Source organism: Streptomyces sp. NPDC102258, from assembly GCF_055584685.1.
Map to the genome: position 1 here is coordinate 348,920 of NZ_JBVJLO010000001.1, position 18,774 is coordinate 367,693.

Genomic DNA, 18,774 nt, shown 5'->3' on the forward strand with positions numbered 1-18,774 from the left:
CGTGTCCGAAGACCCCGCACGCCCCGTCGTGCACGTCATGACGGGGCTGCCCGCCTCGGGCAAGACCACCGCGGCCCGCGCCCTGCAGGCCGAGGCCGGGGGCCGGATGCGCCGCGTCAACCTGGACGACCTGCGGGCCATGCTCGACGTGCCCGACCCCGGACACGGCCGCTCGTACAAGCACGAACAGACCGTCCTGGCCATCCAGGACGCGGCGGTGCGCGCGGCGGTCGAGGACGGTTTCGACGTGGTCGTCGACAACACCCACCTGACGCCCCACATCCCCAAGCGCCTCAAGGCCGCGGTCGGCGGGCTCGCCACCTTCGTCGTGCACGACTTCACCGACGTCACGGTGGAGGAGTGCGTGGCCCGGGACGCCGCACGCGAGCGGCCGGTCGGCGAGGAGGTCATCCGCGCCCTCGCCGACAAACACCGGCGCTCCCGCAAGGGCGGCTGGCGGCTCACCGCGGAGTGGCTCAACGACGAGCCGCCCGTCGCACCGTACGTACCCGACCCGGCGCTGCCCGCCGCCGTGATGTGCGACATCGACGGAACGCTCGCGCTGACCGGTGACCGCCAGGTCTACGACTTCACGCGCTGCGGCCTGGACCTGCTCAACGAGCCGGTGCGGTACGCGCTCGACGCGTTCCGACGGGCCGACGGCGCGGCCATCGTGCTGCTGTCCGGGCGCGGCGAGGATCACCGGGCGCAGACGGAGGCCTGGCTGGCGCGGCACGAGGTGCCGTACGACGAGCTGTGGATGCGCGCGGCCGGGGACCAGCGCCGCGACGACGTGGTGAAGGCCGAACTCTTCGACGCGCACGTCCGCCACCGCTACGCGGTCCGGCTCTCGCTCGACGACCGGGACCGGGTCGTCGCGGTCTGGCGCCGGATGGGCCTGCCCACCTGGCAGGTCGCCTACGGGAACTTCTGACCGTGACGGCGCCCTTGCTGATCGTGGACGGCGCGAACGTCGTCGGCTCCGTACCGGACGGCTGGTGGCGGGACCGGCGCGGAGCCGCCGAGCGGCTGCGCGACCGGCTCGCGCTGCGCGGCACCGGGGAGGAGGTCGTCCTCGTCGTCGAGGGCGCCGCCCGGGGCGTCGCGTCCGTACCCGGCGTACGGGTGGACGCGGCGCCCGGAAGCGGCGACGACCGGATCGTGGAGCTGGTGGCGGCGCGCGCGCCCGGGCGGCCCTGTGTGGTGGTCACCGCCGACCGGGAACTGCGGGAGCGGGTGCGGGCGTACGGCGCCGCGTGCGCGGGGCCGCGTACCGTACGCCCGGTGGACTGACCGGGAGGGTCAGCGGCACCACTTCACGGGCGTGGTGTTGTCGACGTAACGGGCCGAGACCCACGCGTCCCGTACGTAGCGGTGGCTCGTGCGGATGCCGCTGCCGCGGTTGTCGGCCCGGCCGTTGTCGGCCCGGCCGTTGTCGGCGCGGCCCTTGTCGGCCCGGCCGGCGTCGGCCCGGCCGTCGTCCTCGCGCCCGTTGTCCTCGCGTCCGTTGTCGTCCCGGCCGTTGTCCTCGCGTCCGGAGTCGTCCCGGCCGTTGTCTTCGCGGCCGTTGTCGTCCCGTCCGTTGTCGTCCCGGCCGTTGTCCTCGCGCCCGTTGTCATCCCGGCCGTTGTCCTCGCGCCCGGAGTCGTCCCGCCCGTTGTCCTGACGGCCCTCGTCCTGACGGCCGTTGTCGATGCCGCCCCCGCCGTCGACGGGCTCGCGCTCGTCCTCGCGGGCCAGCAGGAACCAGACGTCGTTGCCGGCGACCCGCTCGCCGCGCTCCTTGCAGTCGATGGCCAGCTTCTCGTGCGGGTACACCTTGCCGATGGCGCGCGCCTTCGTGCTCGGGTAACTGCGGACCGTCAGCGGTCCGCGGGAGGAGACCTTGCCGTAGGCGTACTGCGGCGCGGAGTGGGTGCCGGGCAGCCCGTCGTCCATCGGAGCCGCGTCCGCGACGGCCGGCCCGGCACCGGACAGACCGAACAGCAGGCTTCCGGCGGCGAGGGCGAGGATGGTCCTGGGGGGCTTCAGCATGAGCCGGCTCCTCTGTGAAGACGTCCGCCCGGCCGTGGCACACGGACCGGGCGGCAGCCTGGCGGCTGCCACGGACGACTATGGCCACGACGCGCCGCGGGCCCCGGGCGGCGCACCGCCCGATAACCCGATATGCCCAATCCGCGCCCCCCGGCGCGCCCCTGGCGCGGGCGGCGGCGGACGGGGCCACAGTGGGCGCATGGGTATCGAAGACTACGGCGGCGGCCCCGCCGCCCAGCAGACCGGCGTGCTCGTCGTCACGACCAACGACGTCCCGGGATACCGGGTGGAGCAGGTCATCGGGGAGGTGTTCGGGCTGACCGTGCGCTCCCGGCACCTCGGCAGCCAGATCGGCGCCGGGCTGAAGTCCATGATCGGCGGTGAGTTGAAGGGCCTCACGAAGACCCTCGTCCAGACCCGCAACCAGGCGATGGAACGGCTCATCGAGCAGGCCAAGGCGCGCGGCGCGAACGCGGTGCTGATGATGCGCTTCGACGTGACGGACGCCGCCGACGTCGGGACCGAGGTGTGCGCCTATGGGACCGCCGTGGTGCTGGTGCCCGCCGCGAGCTGATTCCGGCCCGATCGCGTAAGTCCAGGACGGGGCGAGGCTTTGTCCATGGGCCTGGCGCCGTGGGGTCCGCAAGCTGACTGGTCAGTGAGCGGACCGCACGGCTGCGAGTCGTGCGGTCTTCCGAGCTCCCGCAAGGAAGCGCCGATTCCCGGAGGCCCGATGCGCACCCCCCTCTGGCCGGCCGCAGCCGCGGTCGCCGCTCTCGTCGCCACCCTCGTCCTGCCGGGGCCGGTGTCCGCGGCCCCGGCCGCCGCCGTCCCCCTGACGATCACCTCGCCCGAGCTGTCCGTGGCCGTCGACGGTTCCTTCCCCCGCGTCATCGGCTACACCCGGCGCGCCACCGGCGACACCCTCGGCGGCAACGAGGACCCGCTGAGCACCGTCCTCGTCGACGGCGCCCCCTACACCCCGGCCGTGACCGCCACCCACTCCGCCTCGGCCGTGGACTACGTGATGTCCTTCGCCGGAGTGACCGTCAAGTCCCGTATCGCGGTGACCGGTCCGGTCGTGGAGTTCAAGGTCACCGCGATCGAGGACACCCCCGCCCTGCGCGTCCACAGCTTCGCCATCCCCGACCACACCCTCGTGAGCGTCCGCAGCGACCAGCCGGGCGCCGCCCTGTCGACCGCCCGTATGCACACCGCCACCACCGGCACCGGCGACACCTTCACCCCGGTCACCGCCACCACACCCGTCGACCCGGCCGCCACCACCGTCATGTACGGACTGGTCAACACCGGCCGGCTCGCGGCCGCCATCGACTCGAACTCCCTCTACGACGCCCCCTCCGGCGGCACCGCCCGCGAGAACGGCCGGATCAGCGAGCAGATCACCGACAAGGGCGGCTACCGCCGTGCCGGGCTGTGGAGCGGGGCGTGGCTCTACCGGGCGTGGGGCGCGGCCGACTCCGACACCGAGCCCCTGCCGTACGTCCGGGTGGCGATCACCGCCGACCGCAACGCGGACGCCGTCGTCGACTGGCAGGACGCCGCCGTCGCCTACCGCGACATCTGGACCCCGCCCACCGGCTGGCAGGACACCGCGGACCGGGTCGTCCAGCGGATCCCCTTCAACTTCGCCTCCCAGGCCACCCACCCCTTCGCCCAGACCCTCGACGAGACGAAGCGGGTCAGCCTCGCCACCGACGGCCTCGGCCAGTTCGTCGTGCTCAAGGGCTACGCCTCCGAGGGCCACGACTCCGCGCACATGGACTACAAGAACATCGGCGCCAAACTGGGCGGCGCCGACGGCCTGAACGCCCTCACCACCGCCGGACACGCCTACCACGCCGACTTCGGCGTCCACATCAACGCCACCGAGGAGTACCCGGTCTCGGCCACCTTCGACCCCGCCCACCAGAGCGGCGGCCTCGGCTGGGACTGGCTCGACCAGTCGTACGCCGTGGACACCCGCAAGGACGGCCAGTCCGGCGAGCGGCTGCGGCGCCTCCAGGACCTCAAGGCCGCCGCCCCCGGCCTGGACTTCCTCTACGTCGACGTCTGGTACGGCGACGGCTACGTCTCCCGCAAACTCCAGCGCGAGATCTCCGGGCTCGGCTTCCAGCTCGCGACGGAATTCCCGAACACCCTCACCGAGCAGTCCCTCTGGCACCACTGGGCCGCCGACGTGGACTACGGCGGCAGCGACCTCAAGGGCATCAACTCCACCATCACCCGCTTCATCGCCAACCACACCAAGGACGACTGGATCGCCCGCGACCCCCTCCTCGGCGGCGCCGAACTCGCCGCCTACGAGGGCTGGCAGGGCAAGAAGGACTACCCCGCCTTCCTCGCCACCACCTTCGGCGTCAACCTGCCGACCAAATACCTCCAGCAGTCCCCGATCGTGAAGTGGACCGCCGACACCGTCACCCTGGCCGACGGCACCACCGTCACCACCGCCGGCGGCGCCCGCAGGATCACCACCGCCGGCCGCACCGTCCTCGACGGCTCCGCCTACCTCCTGCCGCGCGACGGCAAGCTCTACCACTGGAACGCCGCCGGCGGCACCACCACCTGGACCCTCCCGCCCGGCTGGAGCGCGCCGAAGCTCTACCGGCTCACCGACACCGGCCGGGTCCTCGTCGGCGACCTCCCCGTGCGGGCCGGCGGCAAGGTCACCCTGAGCGCCGCCGCCCGTACCGCCTACGTGGTCACCGACGGCGCCGCACCCGCCCAGCCCGACCCCCGCTGGGGCGAGGGCACCCCCGTCCGGGACCCCTCCTTCACCTCGGGCGGCCTCGCCGCCTGGACCGTCACCGGGGCCGGGGCCGCCGTCGCCCGCAACGCCCAGGGCCAGGCCGAGCTGACCTTCGCCCCGCAGACCGCGCCCGCCGTCTCCCAGCGGCTGACCGGCCTCACCCCCGGCACGTACGCCGCCTCCGTCTGGGTCTCCACCCCCGCCGGCCGCGCCACCACCCTCGCCGTCACCCCCGACGGCGGCGCGCCCGCCTCCGTGTACGCCGACTCCTCGCCGCTGACCAACGACCTCGGCGGCAGCGAGAAGAACGGCACCAGGATGCAGCGGATGAAGGTGCTCTTCGACGTCCCCGCCGGCCGCTCCACCGCCACTCTCACCCTGTCGGCCGCCGCTGGAGGCGCTGCCGCCTACCTGGACGACGTCCGCGTCGTGCGCTCCGCCCGCACCCCGCTCGGCGGCCACACCTACGCCGAGGACTTCGAGAACGTCGACGCCGGCTGGGGCCCCTTCGTCTTCGGCGGCGCCGGCGGCCCGGCCACGGACCCCCGTACGCACCTCGCCCAGCGCAACGCCTCGTACACCCAGGCCGGATGGAACGGCAAGCTCGTCGACGACGTGATCGGCGGGCAGAACTCGCTCAAGTCCCACGAGGAACGCACCGGCCTGGTCTACCGCACCCTCCCGCAGACCCTGCGGCTGACCCCGGGCCACTCCTACCGGGTCGGCTTCCGGTACGAGAACGGCTTCGCCGGGGACTACCGGTTCGTCACCGGCTCCGGCGCCGCCGAGAGCGCCACCGCCCTCGGCCAGGCCCGCACCCCGACCACCTTCGGCCAGACCTTCACCGCCGGGGCCGACGCCTGGTTCGGCGTACGCAAGGTCACCGCGGAGGACTCCCACGACGAGGCCGACCTCGTCCTCGACGACCTCACCGTCGACGACCTCGGACCCGCGGGCGGCGGCGAATCGACCGTCCCGCAGGCGCTGACGAAGGTCACCGCCGTCGACAGCCAGGAGACCGCCGGCGAGGACGGCCGCGCCGCGAACGTCCTCGACGGCGACCCCGCCACCCTCTGGCACACCCAGTGGTACGCGGCCACCGCCCCCCTGCCCCACGAGATCACCCTCGACCTGGGCGCCACCTACGCCGTGAGCGCCCTGCACTGCCTGCCCCGGCAGACGCAGAGCAACGGACGCATCGCCGACTACCAGGTGTTCACCTCCGCCGACGGCGTCACCTGGGGCGCCCCGGCCGCCTCCGGCACCTTCGCCGACACCACCGCCCGGCAGGACGCCGCCTTCACCCCCAGGCCCGCCCGCTACGTCCGGCTCCGGGCCACCCGGGAGGTGAACGGCAACCCCTGGACCTCCCTCGCCGAACTCACCGTCGGCTACCGGGCGTCCTAGTACGGTGGCATCCCGCGACCAGAGGGGACGAGGAGCGCCATGGACCGACGCGAGTCAGCGGCAGAGGTGTTCGACGCGCTGGGGGAGCGCTACGAGGAACTGTTCGGCGAGGTGCCCGCACAGCTCGCGGCCCTCGACTGGCTCGTGGAACGGCTGCCCCCGGGGGCCCGCGTCCTCGACGTCGGCAGCGGCACCGGCCGCCCGACCGCCGACCGGCTCGTCCGGGCCGGCTGCGAGGTGACCGGCATCGACGTCTCCGCCGCCATGGTGGAGACGGCCCGCGTCCGGGTCCCCGGGGCCCGCTTCGAGGTCGCCGACGTCCGCACCTACGCGCCGCCCGCCCCCGGCACGTACGACGCCGTCTGCTCCTTCTTCCCGCTGCTGGTCATGGACCAGCCCGAGATCGCGGCGGCCCTGGAGGCGATGGCCTCATGGGTCGCCCCGGGCGGCCACCTCGTCCTCGCCACCGTGCCCGGGGACATCCGCGGCCTCGCCATCGAGTGGATGGGCCACCCCGTCACCGTCAGCAGCCTCTCCACCGAGGAGCACCTGCGCCGCCTCACCGGCGCGGGCCTGGAGGTCCTGCACCACCACACCGCGCCCTTCCGGCCCGCCGACCCCCTCGCCCCGCCCGAGGAACACCTCTTCTGCTACGCCCGCAGGCCCGTCAGCGCAGCGGGCCCCGCACCGACTGCTGGGCCCGGAACCGCACCGGGGGCACCCCGACCCGGCGGCTGAACAGCCGGCTGAAGTACGCCGCGTCCTCGTAGCCGACCCGCCGGGCCACGCCGGCCACCGGCAGGTCGGTCCGGGCCAGCAGCTCCTTCGCCCGGCTCAGCCGGATCCCGAGGAGGTACTCCTTGACGCCCTCGCCGGTGCTGCGCCGCACCGCCCCGCGCAGCTCCGCCAGCCCCATCCCGAGCCGCGCCGCGTGCTCGGCGACCGGGATCGGCAGCAGCGCGTCCCGCGTCAGGGCGTCCATCACGGCCTCCCCGCGCGGCGACACCCCGGCGCGCGCGTACCGCAGGGCCACCAGCAGGCCGTGCACCGCCGCCGCGGCCTCCACCTCCAGCAGCGGGCCGCCGCGCCGGGCGGAGCGCAGGATCCCGTCGACCACCAGCTGCACCCCGGCCGTCCCGCTCAGCGGCACCAGCGGCCGGTCGGGCGTCACATAGCCGAGGTCGGTGTACGCCGCCACGCCCGGCCCGGTGAAGTCCACGAAGCACTCGTCCCAGCCGCCGTCCGCCGGATCGGGGCCGTAGTGGTGCTCCACCCCCGGCACCAGCCACAGCAGCGCCGGCGCCGTCACCGGCTGCGGCGCCCGCCCGGCGTGGCTGAACCAGCCCCGGCCCCGGGTCACGACGACCGCCACGTGGTGGTCCAGCACCCGCGGCCCGACCACCGGCAGCGGCCCCTGCTGCACGCCCACCCCGAGGCAGACCAGGCCGAGACGACGGTGCTGGGCGGTGGGGGAGAAGTACCGCATCCAACTGCTGTACGGGGGCGTCGGCATCTGCGGATTGTGATCCACCCCGCGGCGCTCCCTCAAGCTCAAAGGGCGGGAAGGTCACCGGCGTTGACACGGGCTCCGGGCCCGCGTGTAATGGGCACCGGTGTCGCGTGACGCCGGCCAAAGAGCAGTGGGCCGGCCGGCGGTCGGGCGGATCACCCTTCACCCATGGGATCCCGCCATGAGTCCACCCCCCGCACCGCGCAGCTGACGCAGCGCGGCGGCCGCGTTCCGAGCCGCCCCCGTCGACTCCGCCGCACCCCACCGCGTACGGACGTCCGTACGCCCTCCACGCCTTTCCTCCGCGCACCCCGCGCCGGCGACTCCCGCGCCCCCAAGGCCCTTCGGACGCCGGGCGGCGGTGCGCCCCGTCACGCCCCGGAGACACCACCGTGCCCCCTTCCTTCCCGAGCGGTTCCGGGACGAGCTGCGGCGGATGAGCGCGGAACTGACCGCCCACCTCGACCACGAGGAGGAGGCGCTGCTCCCGCTGCTGGCCGAGGTTCCGTGGCCGCCGGCCGGGCCGGCGGGGGGTGCGAAGAGCCCGGAGTGAAAAAAGTTCGGAACCGGCGGCAACCGATCGGGCGGTCGCACGTCGTGGAGGGGTGAAGGGCGAAGTTCCCGCCCTCGACCCGACCGTGGAGAACCTCCGTGAAGAACCTGAAGCGCGTTCCCCTGTCCGCCCGCCGGGCCGCCGTCGTCGCGGCCGCCGGGGCCGTCGTCGCCCTCGGCGGCCCGGCCTTCGCGGCGCAGGGGGCTTCCGGCGTGTCCGCGCCGGGCGCCAGCGCGTCGCCCACCCCCGCGCCGTCGACCGCCCAGCCCTCCACCGCCCCCAGCGCGATGCCGACCCGGCCGGGCGGCGCCACGCCGACCCCGTCGGTCTCCTCGGCGCCGACCTCGGCCCCGTCCGCCGCCCCGTCCGTCTCCTCGGTGCCGACCAGCCCCGGCGGCGCCGCCACCCCGACGCCGGGGCCCGGCACGGGCGAGCCCTCCGCCGGCCCCGGCGGCTCCGAGCTCGCGCATACTGGCTCCTCGGCGACGACCGTCGCCCTCGCCGCCGGAGCCGTCGGGCTCGTCGCCGTCGGGGCCGGAGCCCTGTACACCGTGCGGCGGCGCACCAGCAGCTGAGGACCCCCGTGCTCGACCTCGCACCACCCCTCAGCCCCCTCACGCCCGGGTTCGCCCGGGCGTGGCGGGGCTTGTGGCGGTGGCTCGCCCGCCGCGAGCGGACCGCGCCGCCGGCCGGCCCCGGCGGCGGCCCGTACGCGCCCCGGTACGGCTACACGTACGGCCACGCCCATCCGGCCGGCCCGGACGGCACGGCGGACGCGCCCCCGCGACCGCCTACCGTCAGTGAGCTCTATCACGCGCACCGCCTCGGCATGGTCCGGCTGGCGGTGCTCCTCGTCGACGACCCGGCCACCGCCGAGGACGTCGTCCAGGACGCCTTCACCGCCCTGTACCGCCGCTACGGAGAGGAGATCGCCGAGGTGGACAACGCCCTGGGCTACCTGCGTACGGCCGTCGTCAACACCTCCCGCTCCGTACTGCGCCGCCGGCGCACCGCCCGGGCCTGGACCCCGCCGGTGACCGCCGACGTCCCCTCCGCCGAGGCCTCCGTCGTCCTGGGCGAGGCGCACCGCGAGGTGCTGGCCGCGCTCCGCCACCTGACCCCGCGCCGCCGCCAGGTGCTGGTGCTGCGCTACTGGGCGGACCTCAGCGAGGCGGAGATCGCCGAGACCCTCGGCATCAGCCGCGGATCGGTGAAATCGAACGCGAGCCGCGCCCTGGACGCGCTCGAACGGATTCTGGAGGGACGGGTATGACCGCAGAGCGCCCCGTGGAGCGGCTGCTCCGCCAGGCCCTGGCGGCCCGGGCGGACGAGGTCACCGTGGTGACGCTGCGCCCCGCCGACCCGCCGGGCCCGCACCTGCGCCGCCGCTGGATGCGGCGCTCGGCGTGGTCCGTCGCGGGCCTGGGCGGCCTGGCCGCCGCCGCCCTCACCGGGTACGTCCTCCTGGGCGGCCCGGGCGCTACCGACTCCGGGCCGCCGCGCCCGGTGCCGCCCGCCGCCCCGCCCGAGCTCACCCCGTCCGCCCCGGCCACCCCGTCGCCGAGCGCCTCCCCCTCGGCGTCGGAACCCCCGGCCCCCACGCCCACCTCCGCCCCGCCGTCGCGCACCCCGTCGGCGTACCCGCCGTCGGCCGCGACCCCGTCGTCGGTGCCCCGTACGGCCCCGCCGTACACGGGCTCCGCGAAGCCGTCGCAGCCCCCGGCCACATCGCGGCCGTCCGCGTCACCGACCCCGCCCGGGGCCTGACGGGCCGTAGGGTGCGGGGGAACCGGGCACCGAGGAGGACCGCGATGCGCAGCGTGACGTACTCGATGGCCGTCTCGCTCGACGGCTACGTCGTCGGGCCGGACGGCGGCTTCGACTGGACGGCTCCCGACGCGGAGGTCTTCCGCTTCTCCATCGACGAGATCCGCGGAGTCGGCGTCCATCTGCTGGGACGGCGGCTGTACGAGACGATGCTGTACTGGGAGACCGCCGAGCGGGAGCACATCCTCGACGACGCGCAGCGGGAGTGGGCCGCGCTCTGGAACCCGCTCCCGAAGGTGGTGTTCTCCACCACGCTGGCCTCGGTACGGGGCCGGGCCCGCCTGGCCACCGGCACCCTCGCGGAGGAGATCGGGCGGCTGCGGGCCGCGCCGGGGGAGGGCGACATCGCGATCGGCGGCGCGGCCCTCGCCGCCCAGGCGGCCGCGCTGGACCTGATCGACGAGTACCGGGCCAGGGTCTTCCCGGTGCTGCTCGGCGGCGGCGTCCCGTTCTTCCCCCACGCCGGGCGCCGGGTGGACCTCGAACTGGTCGAGACCCGCACCTTCGCCTCGGGCGTCCTCTACCACCGCCACCGCGTGGTGCGCTCCAGGGCCTGACCGGCGCCGCTGTGCCGATGAGCCCCGGTTTCTAGGCTTCGGCCCGGACCGGGGCGTTGTTCTCGACCGCGGCCACCAGGGGGGCCAGTTCCGGGTTGCGGGAGGCTTCGGTGAGGGCCTCGCGCAGGGCGCCGTCGTTGGTGGGGCGGGCCTGCGCCAGGAGGGCCAGGCCCGCTTCGCTCACGTCGGTGTAGATGCCCCGGCGGTCGGTGTCGCAGATGTAGCGGTTGAGCAGGCCGCGGTCCTCCAGCCTGCTGACCAGCCGGGTCGTGGCGCTCTGGCTGAGCACCACCGACTCGGCGACCTGGTGCATGCGCAGGTGGCCGCCCGGCCCGCCGTGCTGGCGGCTGAGCACGTCCAGCAGTGAGTACTCGCGCGCGCTCAGCCCGTGTCCGGCCTGGAGCGCCCGCTCGATGTGCGCCTCGATGCGGCCGTGCAGCAGGGAGAGGGCGCACCAGCCCTGGGCGAGGCCCGTGAGTGCGCTGTCGGTGGCCGTCATGGGCTCCTCCGTCGTTTCCGTGCCGGCCGGTTCTCGGTCCGGTCCCGCCGTGGGTTACGTGCGTACCGCCAGGATAGGACACGGCCGCAATATCCCGCGCTTGCAATTATCCCGCGTCTGCAATTAATGTGGGCGAAGGCAAACGGCGACCGCAAGATCTCTTGCCGGGCCGGCCGACCGCCTCGTCCCCACCCCTCGCACCCCCCTGGAAGGCACCCCCTCATGCCTCTCGCGCTCCTCGCCCTCGCCATCGGGGCCTTCGGGATCGGCACCACCGAGTTCGTGATCATGGGCCTGCTCCCCGAGGTCGCCGCCGGCTACGGCGTCTCCATCCCCACCGCCGGCTTCCTCGTCACCGGCTACGCCCTCGGCGTGGTCCTCGGCGCCCCGCTGATGACCGTCCTCGGCACCCGCATCCCCCGCAAGCGGATGCTGATGCTGCTCATGGGCCTCTTCGTGGTCGGCAACGTGCTTTCCGCGCTCGCTCCCGCCTTCGGCCTGATGCTGGCCGGCCGCGTGGTCGCCTCGTTGGCCCACGGCGCCTTCTTCGGCATCGGCGCGGTCGTCGCCGCCGAGCTCGTCGCCCCGGACAAGAAGGCCGGCGCGATCGCCATGATGTTCACCGGTCTGACCGTCGCCAACGTCGTCGGCGTCCCGCTCGGCACCCTCGTCGGGCAGACCCTCGGCTGGCGCGTCACCTTCCTCGTCGTCGCCGGTCTCGGCGTGGTCGGCCTGCTCGGGATCGCCCGGCTCGTCCCCGACCTGCCGCGTCCCGAGGGCGTCCGGATCCGGCACGAGATCGCCGCGTTCCGCAACGTCCAGGTGCTGCTCGCCATGGGGATGACCGTCCTCGGCTTCGGCGGGGTCTTCGCCGCCATCACCTACATCACCCCGATGATGACGAACGTCGCCGGTTTCGCCGACACCTCCGTGACCTGGCTCCTCGTCCTCCTCGGCCTCGGCATGGTCGCCGGCAACCTCGTCGGGGGCCGGTTCGCCGACCGGGCGCTGATGCCGATGCTGTACACGACGCTGGGTGCGCTGGCCGTCGTACTGGCCCTGTTCACCGTCACCGCCCACAACGGGATCGGCGCAGCCGTCACGCTCTTCCTCATCGGCGCCCTCGGCTTCGCCACCGTGCCCCCGCTGCAGAAGCGGGTCCTCGACCAGGCCGCCGGAGCCCCCACCCTGGCCTCCGCCGTCAACATCGGCGCCTTCAACCTCGGCAACGCCCTCGCCGCCTGGCTCGGCGGCCTCGTGATCGCCGCCGGCCTCGGCTGGACCGCCCCGAACTGGGTCGGCGCCGCGCTGGCCGCCTCCGCCCTCGCCCTCGCCCTCGTCTCCGGCGCACTGGAGCGCCGTACGGCACGCGCCGAGGCCGGGAGCCGGGTCGTCACGGCGGGCGCCCCCGCCGCCCCCGTCCACGCCCACGCCCACCACTGACCTCCCTCCCCCTCCCGCCCCACCGCCACAGGAGCCCCTCATGCCCAGCGCCACCACCACCCCGCGCACCGCGGTCGCCCCGCTGACCACCCAGGACGCCGAGCTGCTCGTCGCCACCGCGACGGCCGCGGCCGAAGCCGCCGGAGTCACCGTCAGCGTCAGCGTCCTCGACGCGGGCGGCCACCCGCTGGCCTTCCGCCGCGACGACCGGGCCGTGCTGATCTCCGGCGAGACCAGCACCCGCAAGGCGTTCACCGCCCTCCAGCTGAACGCCCCCACGGCCGACCTGGTCGACGCCGTCCAGCCGGGCGGCCCCTTCCACACCCTGCCGACCGCCCTCGACCGGCCGCTGCTGTTCATCGCGGGCGGGCTCCCCGTCCACCGCGACGGCTGCCTCGTCGGCGCCATCGGCGTCGGCGGCGGCGCCCCCGAGCAGGACCACGGCTTCGCCACCGCAGCCCTCACCGCCCTCGCCTGACCCCTGGGCCCCACCCACCCCCCGGTAGCGCCCCCGTGTCCCCCGTGCCAGGTTGGTACGGGGGACACGGCGGCTGGAACAGGGGTGCGGCATGCGACAGCGGACGAACGGACACCGGCGGGGCCGGGCCATGGCGACGGCCGCCGCCGCCGCCGCGCTGGTCACCCTCGCCGTACCCGCCTGCTCCGCCGGAGCCGACTCCTCCGGCTCCGCCCCGGCCGCTCCCGGCACCCCGACCGGCACCCCCGGCCCCGGCACACCCCCGGACGCCACCCCCACCGCGCCGCCCTCCACCCCGGCGTCCGCGTACCCGCTCTCCACCGCCCCGCGCACCGTGCCCGCCGTACGCGAACACCGCCCCGCCCGGGGCCCCGGCTGGAAGCCCGCCCCCGCCGCCCGCGTCATCGTGGCGCCCGCCGACAGCGCGGCCCTGTCCGACGAGGCGAAGCTGCTGGCCGGCGAACTGAAACTCGGCTACGCGGAGGCGGCCGAGCCCCGGCCCGGCGACGTCCAGCTGGCCCTCGGCGCCAAGGGCTCCGGCCCGGCCGAGTCCTACACCCTCACCGTCCAAGGCGGCCGGGTCAGGATCACCGGCCCCGACGAGGCGGGCGTCTTCTACGGCACCCGCACCCTCAAGCAGGAGATACGCGGCGCCGGTTCGGCTCCCGAGGGCACCGTCGAGGACGCCCCGGCCAAACCGCAGCGCGGACTCAACCTCGACATCGCGCGCAAGAACTTCACCCCCGCCTGGATAGAGGACCGGCTGCGCGAGATGGCCGACCTCAAGCTCAACCAGCTCGGCCTGCACTTCTCCGACGACCAGGCCTTCCGGATCCAGTCCGACACCCACCCCGAGATCGTCTCCACCCCGCACCTCACCAAGGCCCAGGTACGGGAGATCAACGCCCTCGCCGCCCGGCTGCACATCGCGGTCGTCCCCGAGATCGACTCGCCCGGCCACCTCGGCGCGGTGCTGCGGGCCCACCCCGACCTCCAGCTGCGCGACGCGCAGGGGCGGGCGGTCAAGGGAGCGGTCGACATATCCAACCCGGCGTCCGCCCGCCTCGTGGACGAGCTGCTGCGCGAGTTCCTCCCGCTGTTCCCGGCCGGGGCCTGGCACCTGGGCGCCGACGAGTACCAGGCGCTCGTCGTCCGCGACCCGCAGGCCTCCTTCCCGAAGCTCGCCGCCGCCGCCCGCGCCCGCTACGGCCCCACCGCCCGGGTGCAGGACCTGGCGACGGGCTGGCTCAACGACCGGGCCGCCGTGGTCCGCCCGTCGGGCAAGGCCCTCAAGGCGTGGAACGACGGGTTCTTCAAGGGCGGGGTCGCCACCGCCGCCCCCGGCATCCAGGTCGAGTACTGGACCGGCAAGGAGTTCGGGGCCCGGCCGCCGCTGGAATACCTGAGCGCGGGCCGCGAGGTCGTCAACCTCAACGACGAGTACCTGTACTACGTGCTCGGCCAGCCCAACCAGTTCACGTACCCCACCGGCCGGCGGATCTACGAGGAGTGGACCCCGCGGGTACTGCGCGGCACCGCAGCCGTCCCGGCCGGGTACGACGCGCGGATCCTCGGCGCCCGGCTCGCCGTCTGGTGCGACCTGGCCGGCGCGCAGACCCAGGACCAGGTCGCCGCCGGCATCCGAATGCCGCTGGCGGCCCTCTCCCAGAAGGTCTGGGACGCCCGCGCGCCGCAGGCCCCCTGGGCGGACTTCAAGGACCTGGCCGGCCGCCTCGGCTGAGCTCCGTCCGCCGTCCGCCGTCCGCCGTCCGCTGCCTTGCCTTGAGCCTGCCTTGCCTTGAGCCGGTCAGGCGCGCGGAGCCCGCTCGCGCAGCTGCCAGCGGCGCCGCGCCCACTCCGCGACGGGCGGCAGGGCCGTGAACACGGTGAGGATCCAGGCGGCGGCGAAACCCCAGATCAGGGGCTGCGCCACCGTCACGGACGCCGCGATCAGCAGGGCCACCGTCAGCGCGCCGAGCACGCAGGCGGCCAGCGTGCGGTGACGGCGGTGCGCCGAGCGAAGGAGCCGGTCCAGCGAGCGGTCGCTCCTGAGGTCCGCCTCGATCGCCGACAGGGCGCGCTGCTCGCGGTCGGACAGTCCGGCTCCGTCCATGACGACGCACCTCCGTCGGCCGCCGCCGCCCGGCGCGGAGCACAGCCTCCGGCCTGCGCATACCCGCCCTGGGGCGGACGAACCCCGATGGGGTCCTCGGCTACCAGATGGAGTTGACCCACTCCGGGTGGTCGATGAACGGGTTGCGGTTGTGCTGGTAGGTGTCGTAGATGACCTGGTTGCGCCGCTGCTCGAAGGCGTCCGGCGGGTCCTGGAGGTTCCACTGCTTCAGGACGCTCAGGCGGCCGATGGCCGGGGCGCTGCCGTTGTTGACCTTGTCGTTCGGCTCCAGGTCGGCGAAGCCGTCCCCGCCGTCGTAGCGGACGGCCATGTAGAGCAGCATCCGGGCGACATCGCCCTTGACCGCGTCGCGCGGCTCGAAGGAGTCGGCGTCCGTACGGCTGCCGGGGGCCTCGGCGACGGGGCTGCCGCCCATGTCGAAGTCCTTGTTGCCGCGGGTGCTGTTGACGCTGACGTCCTCGGGCCGCAGGTGGTGCAGGTCGGTGCCCGGGCCGGTGGCGGTGCCGAAGTCGCCGTGGCTCTTGGCCCAGACGTGCTCGCGGTTCCAGTCGTTGGCCCCGCCGCCGTTGCTCGTCTTGGACTGGGAGCGGCCCGAGTAGACGAGGATCACGTTGTTCGGGTTCGCCGGGTCCTGGTCGGTGACCTTCAGCGCGTTCCACACGCCGTCGTAGGTGACCGTCGACTGGTTCTTGATGATGCCGTGCAGGGCGGACTTGAGCGCGGCGCCGGTCTTGCCCTCGGCGGCGGCGTAGTACGCGTCCACGCTCACGGCAGGGGCGGCCGTGGGGGCGGCCGCCGTCCGCTGCTGGCCGGCGGAGGCCGTGGCGGGTATCAGGAACAGGGCGGCGGCCGCGAGGGCACCGGCCCAGGGCGCCGTACGGGAGATTCTCATGACGTGGGGGTTGCCTCTCCACACGCACCGCCCCCACCAGGGGAATTGGTGGGGTGTCAGGTGGCAGAGCGAGAATCACATTGTCATGTGCCGTACAGGTGAAGGCCACGTGTCGGGAGGGGGGAAACCCTGGTGTTTGCCGCCGTCGGCGCAGGGGCAATGTAGCGGGCGGCGCCGGCCGGGCCGGCGCCGGTCCGAACGGCCCCGACGGGAGCAGCCCATGGCAGTGAAGATCCTCATCGTGACCGGCGACGCGGCGGAGTCGCTGGAGGTCATCTACCCCTACCAGCGCCTGCGCGAGGAGGGGTACGAGGTCCACGTCGCGGCCCCCTCGCGCAAGAAGCTGCGCTTCGTCGTGCACGACTTCGAGGAGGGCTTCGACACCTACACGGAGAAGCCCGGCTACACCTGGCCGGCCGACCTCGCCTTCGCGGAGGTCGTCACCGAGGAGTACGCGGCCGTGGTGGTGCCGGGCGGGCGCGCTCCGGAGTACCTGCGCAACGACCCCGAGGTGCGGCGGATCGTCGCCGCCTTCGCCGAGGCCGACAAGCCGATCGCGCAGATCTGCCACGGCCCGCTGATCACCGCCGCGAGCGGGGCCCTGGACGGCCGCCGGGTCACCGCCTATCCCGCGCTGGAGCCGGACATGCAGGCCGCGGGGGCCGCGTTCGAGGACTCCGAGGCGGTGGTCGACGGAACCCTCGTCTCGGCCCGGGCCTGGCCCGACCACTCCGCCTGGATGCGGGAGTTCCTGACGGTGCTGCGGGCGAAGGCGCCGCTGGCGTAACGGCCGGCGACCGGGAGGGGCAGGGTCGGGCAGGGCCGGGCAAGGCCGGGTCGGGCCGGGATCCGGCCCCGCCCGGGGCGGGCGCGTCAGCCCGTCGTGATCTGCGGGGCCGGCTCGGACTTGTAGTTGGCCGAGCCGAAGTTCTTCTTCACGGCCGCGTCCCAGGAGCCGTCCGAGACCATCTTGGCCAGCGCCGTGTTGATCTTGCGCTGGAGTTCGGCGTCGCCCTTCTTGACGCCGATGCCGTAGTTCTCGTTGCTCAGCCGCAGCCCGACCAGCTTGAACTTGCCCTCGTTGCCCTTGCGGGCCGCGTACCCGGCCAGGATCGAGTTGTCGGTGGTCATGGCGTCGACCAGGCCGTCCTGGAGGGCGACCAGGCATTCCGAGTAACCGCCGAGCTCCAGCACGCTCGCCTTGGGGGCGAGGGTGTTCTTCACGTTCTCGGCGGAGGTCGAGCCGGTCACCGAGCACAGCTTCTTGGTGTTGAGGTCCTCGGCCTTGGTGATGGAGCCGTCGTCGGCGCGGACCAGGAGGTCCTGGTGGGCGACGAAGTACGGACCGGCGAAGTCGACCTTCTCCTTGCGCTTGTCGTTGATCGAGTAGCTGGCGGCGACGAACTTGACCTCGTTGTACTGGAGCAGCAGTTCGCGGTCGGAGCTGTACACCTGCTTGAACTCGATCTCGTTCGGCTTGTAGCCGAGGTCCTTCGCGATGTACGTGGCCACGTCGACGTCGAAACCGGTGAAGGTGCCGCCCGGCTCGCGCATGCCGATGCCCGGCTGGTCGAACTTGATGCCGATGGACAGGGGCTCCTTCGGCTCTTCACCGCCACAGCCGGAGGCGGTGGCGGCGAGGGCGATCACTGCGGCGACCGCACCGGCCTTGGGAACCTTCATGCTGCACTCACACTTTCCTCGGGAACGCGGAACCACGGGTGGTGGTGCGCGCGGGAGCGGGGCACGCGCGACCGCGGGGTGTGGCGGCGCGTGTATGAGGAAGCTAGGAAGCGGACGGGTACAGCGTCACTACATCTGAGTAAAACTTGAGGATAACGATCCGGTTCGGCCGGAGCGTCCGCGCCGTGGCTTGGAACGTACGATTCCGCGCCCCGTGATCACCGCCGCGTGACAGCATGGGAGCGTACGGGCCAAAGCGGCCGGGCGGAGGGGGAGTTCAGTGAGCGCACTACGCAAGAGTCTGGCCAAGGTGGAGATCGGGCTGCGCTGGGACCCCAGCCCGGCCGGCACCCCCGCCCACGACCTGGACCTCGTCGCGGCGGTGTACGCCGTCGCGGACCCGTACGGGGAGCCCGTCTACCTCGTGCACTTCGGCAGCCGCGCCCCCGACGGCACCATCGACCTGACCCGCGACAGCCGTACCGGACAGGGCTTCGGCTTCGACGAGGTGATGACCCTCGAACTGGACCGGCTGGCGCCCGAGCTGGGCCGGGTGGTGGTCGGCGTGGTGATCCAGGACGCCGAGGGGGCCGGCGGAGCGGCCCGCAAGACCTTCGCCGCCATACCCGGCACCGGGCTGCGGATCCGCGAGGGCTACACCGACCTCGCCACCGGCGACTTCGCGGAGGTGGGGGGCGCCGCCTCCGCCACGGTCGCGGAGTTCACCCGGGACGGGGAGGGCGGCTGGTCGCTCGACGCCCGGCTGCGGGGGTTCGACGCGGACCCGCAGGAGTACGCCCGGGTCATGGGCGCCGCGCGGGCCTGAACCCGTACGGGCGCGGGACCCGTGGCCGGAGGCCGAGCCCGCGTACGGGGGCACGGACCCGTGGTCGGAAGGCGGAGTCTGTACGGGGGCCCGGGACCCGTGGCCGGAAAGCCGTGCGGACGGGGCGGGGGCCACTCTGCTCGGGAGTGGCCCCCGCC

The 18,774-nt window shown here is 74.1% G+C and carries 20 protein-coding genes and 1 pseudogene; 15 read left to right on the forward strand and 6 right to left on the reverse strand.

Features of this window, described 5'->3' with window-relative positions; translation table 11 throughout:
• Position 1 precedes the first annotated feature (1 nt).
• Both ACZ6ZT_RS01615 and ACZ6ZT_RS01620 read left to right on the forward strand, forming a co-directional pair.
• Positions 2 to 934 carry a phosphatase domain-containing protein gene (locus tag ACZ6ZT_RS01615; RefSeq protein ID WP_469714526.1) on the forward strand — a complete coding sequence of 311 codons (933 nt, stop codon included), beginning with the start codon at positions 2 to 4 and terminating at the stop codon, positions 932 to 934.
• Entirely contained in the window at positions 931 to 1,293 is a 363-nt protein-coding gene (locus tag ACZ6ZT_RS01620) for an NYN domain-containing protein (protein ID WP_469715004.1), read from the forward strand. Before ACZ6ZT_RS01615 ends, ACZ6ZT_RS01620 begins: the two co-directional genes overlap by 4 nt.
• Positions 1,294 to 1,302: 9 nt before the next feature.
• Here the strand turns inward: ACZ6ZT_RS01620 and ACZ6ZT_RS01625 are convergent, their stop codons facing one another.
• The gene (locus ACZ6ZT_RS01625; protein WP_469714528.1) at positions 1,303 to 2,034 is read right to left on the reverse strand and encodes a hypothetical protein; all 732 of its coding nucleotides are present in this window, start codon (positions 2,032 to 2,034) and stop codon (positions 1,303 to 1,305) included.
• A 199-nt stretch (positions 2,035 to 2,233) separates the two neighbouring features.
• Between ACZ6ZT_RS01625 and ACZ6ZT_RS01630 the strand changes: the two genes are divergently transcribed.
• The 3 genes from ACZ6ZT_RS01630 to ACZ6ZT_RS01640 all read left to right on the forward strand — a co-directional run bounded on the left by ACZ6ZT_RS01630 (position 2,234) and on the right by ACZ6ZT_RS01640 (position 6,952).
• Positions 2,234 to 2,608 carry a YbjQ family protein gene (locus tag ACZ6ZT_RS01630; RefSeq protein ID WP_469714530.1) on the forward strand — a complete coding sequence of 125 codons (375 nt, stop codon included), beginning with the start codon at positions 2,234 to 2,236 and terminating at the stop codon, positions 2,606 to 2,608.
• Between the two features lie 159 nt (positions 2,609 to 2,767).
• Positions 2,768 to 6,214, forward strand: coding sequence for an endo-alpha-N-acetylgalactosaminidase family protein (locus tag ACZ6ZT_RS01635; protein WP_469714531.1), 3,447 nt, complete (start codon positions 2,768 to 2,770; stop codon positions 6,212 to 6,214).
• 39 nt (positions 6,215 to 6,253) lie between these two features.
• A complete protein-coding gene (locus tag ACZ6ZT_RS01640; RefSeq protein WP_469714533.1) occupies positions 6,254 to 6,952 on the forward strand; it encodes a class I SAM-dependent methyltransferase in 699 nt (232 codons plus the stop codon).
• Here ACZ6ZT_RS01640 and ACZ6ZT_RS01645 read toward each other — a convergent pair.
• Positions 6,882 to 7,727, reverse strand: a complete 846-nt coding sequence (locus ACZ6ZT_RS01645) for a helix-turn-helix domain-containing protein (protein WP_469714535.1) — start codon at positions 7,725 to 7,727, stop codon at positions 6,882 to 6,884. The two genes, ACZ6ZT_RS01640 and ACZ6ZT_RS01645, sit on opposite strands and share 71 nt — an antisense overlap.
• A 403-nt stretch (positions 7,728 to 8,130) precedes the next feature.
• On the opposite strand from ACZ6ZT_RS01645, the pseudogene ACZ6ZT_RS01650 reads away from it, so the two are divergent.
• The 5 genes and pseudogenes from ACZ6ZT_RS01650 to ACZ6ZT_RS01670 all read left to right on the forward strand — a co-directional run.
• Positions 8,131 to 8,277, forward strand: a pseudogene (locus ACZ6ZT_RS01650) (nitroreductase family deazaflavin-dependent oxidoreductase); the annotation flags it as partial.
• Positions 8,278 to 8,375: 98 nt separating this feature from the next.
• The gene (locus ACZ6ZT_RS01655; RefSeq protein WP_469714536.1) at positions 8,376 to 8,852 is read left to right on the forward strand and encodes an LAETG motif-containing sortase-dependent surface protein; all 477 of its coding nucleotides are present in this window, start codon (positions 8,376 to 8,378) and stop codon (positions 8,850 to 8,852) included.
• Positions 8,853 to 8,860: 8 nt separating this feature from the next.
• Positions 8,861 to 9,550 (forward strand): RNA polymerase sigma factor, encoded by a 690-nt coding sequence (locus ACZ6ZT_RS01660; protein WP_469714537.1) that lies wholly within the window; start codon positions 8,861 to 8,863, stop codon positions 9,548 to 9,550.
• Positions 9,547 to 10,044 (forward strand): hypothetical protein, encoded by a 498-nt coding sequence (locus tag ACZ6ZT_RS01665; RefSeq protein WP_469714538.1) that lies wholly within the window; start codon positions 9,547 to 9,549, stop codon positions 10,042 to 10,044. Before ACZ6ZT_RS01660 ends, ACZ6ZT_RS01665 begins: the two co-directional genes overlap by 4 nt.
• Before the next feature lie 44 nt (positions 10,045 to 10,088).
• Complete coding sequence (locus tag ACZ6ZT_RS01670; protein ID WP_469714539.1) at positions 10,089 to 10,661, forward strand: dihydrofolate reductase family protein; 573 nt, start codon at positions 10,089 to 10,091, stop codon at positions 10,659 to 10,661.
• Positions 10,662 to 10,692: 31 nt separating this feature from the next.
• Here ACZ6ZT_RS01670 and ACZ6ZT_RS01675 read toward each other — a convergent pair whose 3' ends face one another.
• Positions 10,693 to 11,160 (reverse strand): MarR family winged helix-turn-helix transcriptional regulator, encoded by a 468-nt coding sequence (locus ACZ6ZT_RS01675; RefSeq protein ID WP_469714541.1) that lies wholly within the window; start codon positions 11,158 to 11,160, stop codon positions 10,693 to 10,695.
• Between the two features lie 222 nt (positions 11,161 to 11,382).
• Between ACZ6ZT_RS01675 and ACZ6ZT_RS01680 the strand changes: the two genes are divergently transcribed.
• From ACZ6ZT_RS01680 to ACZ6ZT_RS01690, 3 genes are all read left to right on the forward strand, one after another.
• Positions 11,383 to 12,603 carry an MFS transporter gene (locus ACZ6ZT_RS01680; RefSeq protein ID WP_469714543.1) on the forward strand — a complete coding sequence of 407 codons (1,221 nt, stop codon included), beginning with the start codon at positions 11,383 to 11,385 and terminating at the stop codon, positions 12,601 to 12,603.
• A gap of 40 nt (positions 12,604 to 12,643) precedes the next feature.
• Positions 12,644 to 13,081 (forward strand): GlcG/HbpS family heme-binding protein, encoded by a 438-nt coding sequence (locus ACZ6ZT_RS01685; RefSeq protein WP_469714545.1) that lies wholly within the window; start codon positions 12,644 to 12,646, stop codon positions 13,079 to 13,081.
• 91 nt (positions 13,082 to 13,172) lie between these two features.
• Entirely contained in the window at positions 13,173 to 14,822 is a 1,650-nt protein-coding gene (locus ACZ6ZT_RS01690; RefSeq protein ID WP_469714546.1) for a beta-N-acetylhexosaminidase, read from the forward strand.
• A 66-nt stretch (positions 14,823 to 14,888) separates the two neighbouring features.
• Here the strand turns inward: ACZ6ZT_RS01690 and ACZ6ZT_RS01695 are convergent, their stop codons facing one another.
• Together ACZ6ZT_RS01695 and ACZ6ZT_RS01700 are read right to left on the reverse strand one after the other, a co-directional pair.
• A complete protein-coding gene (locus ACZ6ZT_RS01695) occupies positions 14,889 to 15,194 on the reverse strand; it encodes a DUF3040 domain-containing protein (protein WP_469714548.1) in 306 nt (101 codons plus the stop codon).
• Between the two features lie 100 nt (positions 15,195 to 15,294).
• Positions 15,295 to 16,107, reverse strand: coding sequence for an endonuclease I family protein (locus ACZ6ZT_RS01700; protein WP_469714550.1), 813 nt, complete (start codon positions 16,105 to 16,107; stop codon positions 15,295 to 15,297).
• Positions 16,108 to 16,327: 220 nt separating this feature from the next.
• On the opposite strand from ACZ6ZT_RS01700, the gene ACZ6ZT_RS01705 reads away from it, so the two are divergent.
• The gene (locus tag ACZ6ZT_RS01705; protein WP_469714552.1) at positions 16,328 to 16,894 is read left to right on the forward strand and encodes a DJ-1/PfpI family protein; all 567 of its coding nucleotides are present in this window, start codon (positions 16,328 to 16,330) and stop codon (positions 16,892 to 16,894) included.
• Positions 16,895 to 16,980: 86 nt separating this feature from the next.
• Here the strand turns inward: ACZ6ZT_RS01705 and ACZ6ZT_RS01710 are convergent, their stop codons facing one another.
• A complete protein-coding gene (locus tag ACZ6ZT_RS01710) occupies positions 16,981 to 17,790 on the reverse strand; it encodes a glutamate ABC transporter substrate-binding protein (RefSeq protein ID WP_469714554.1) in 810 nt (269 codons plus the stop codon).
• 280 nt (positions 17,791 to 18,070) lie between these two features.
• Between ACZ6ZT_RS01710 and ACZ6ZT_RS01715 the strand changes: the two genes are divergently transcribed.
• Positions 18,071 to 18,616: a TerD family protein gene (locus ACZ6ZT_RS01715; protein WP_469714557.1), complete on the forward strand. Its 546-nt coding sequence runs from the start codon at positions 18,071 to 18,073 to the stop codon at positions 18,614 to 18,616.
• The last annotated feature ends 158 nt before the right edge of the window (positions 18,617 to 18,774 follow it).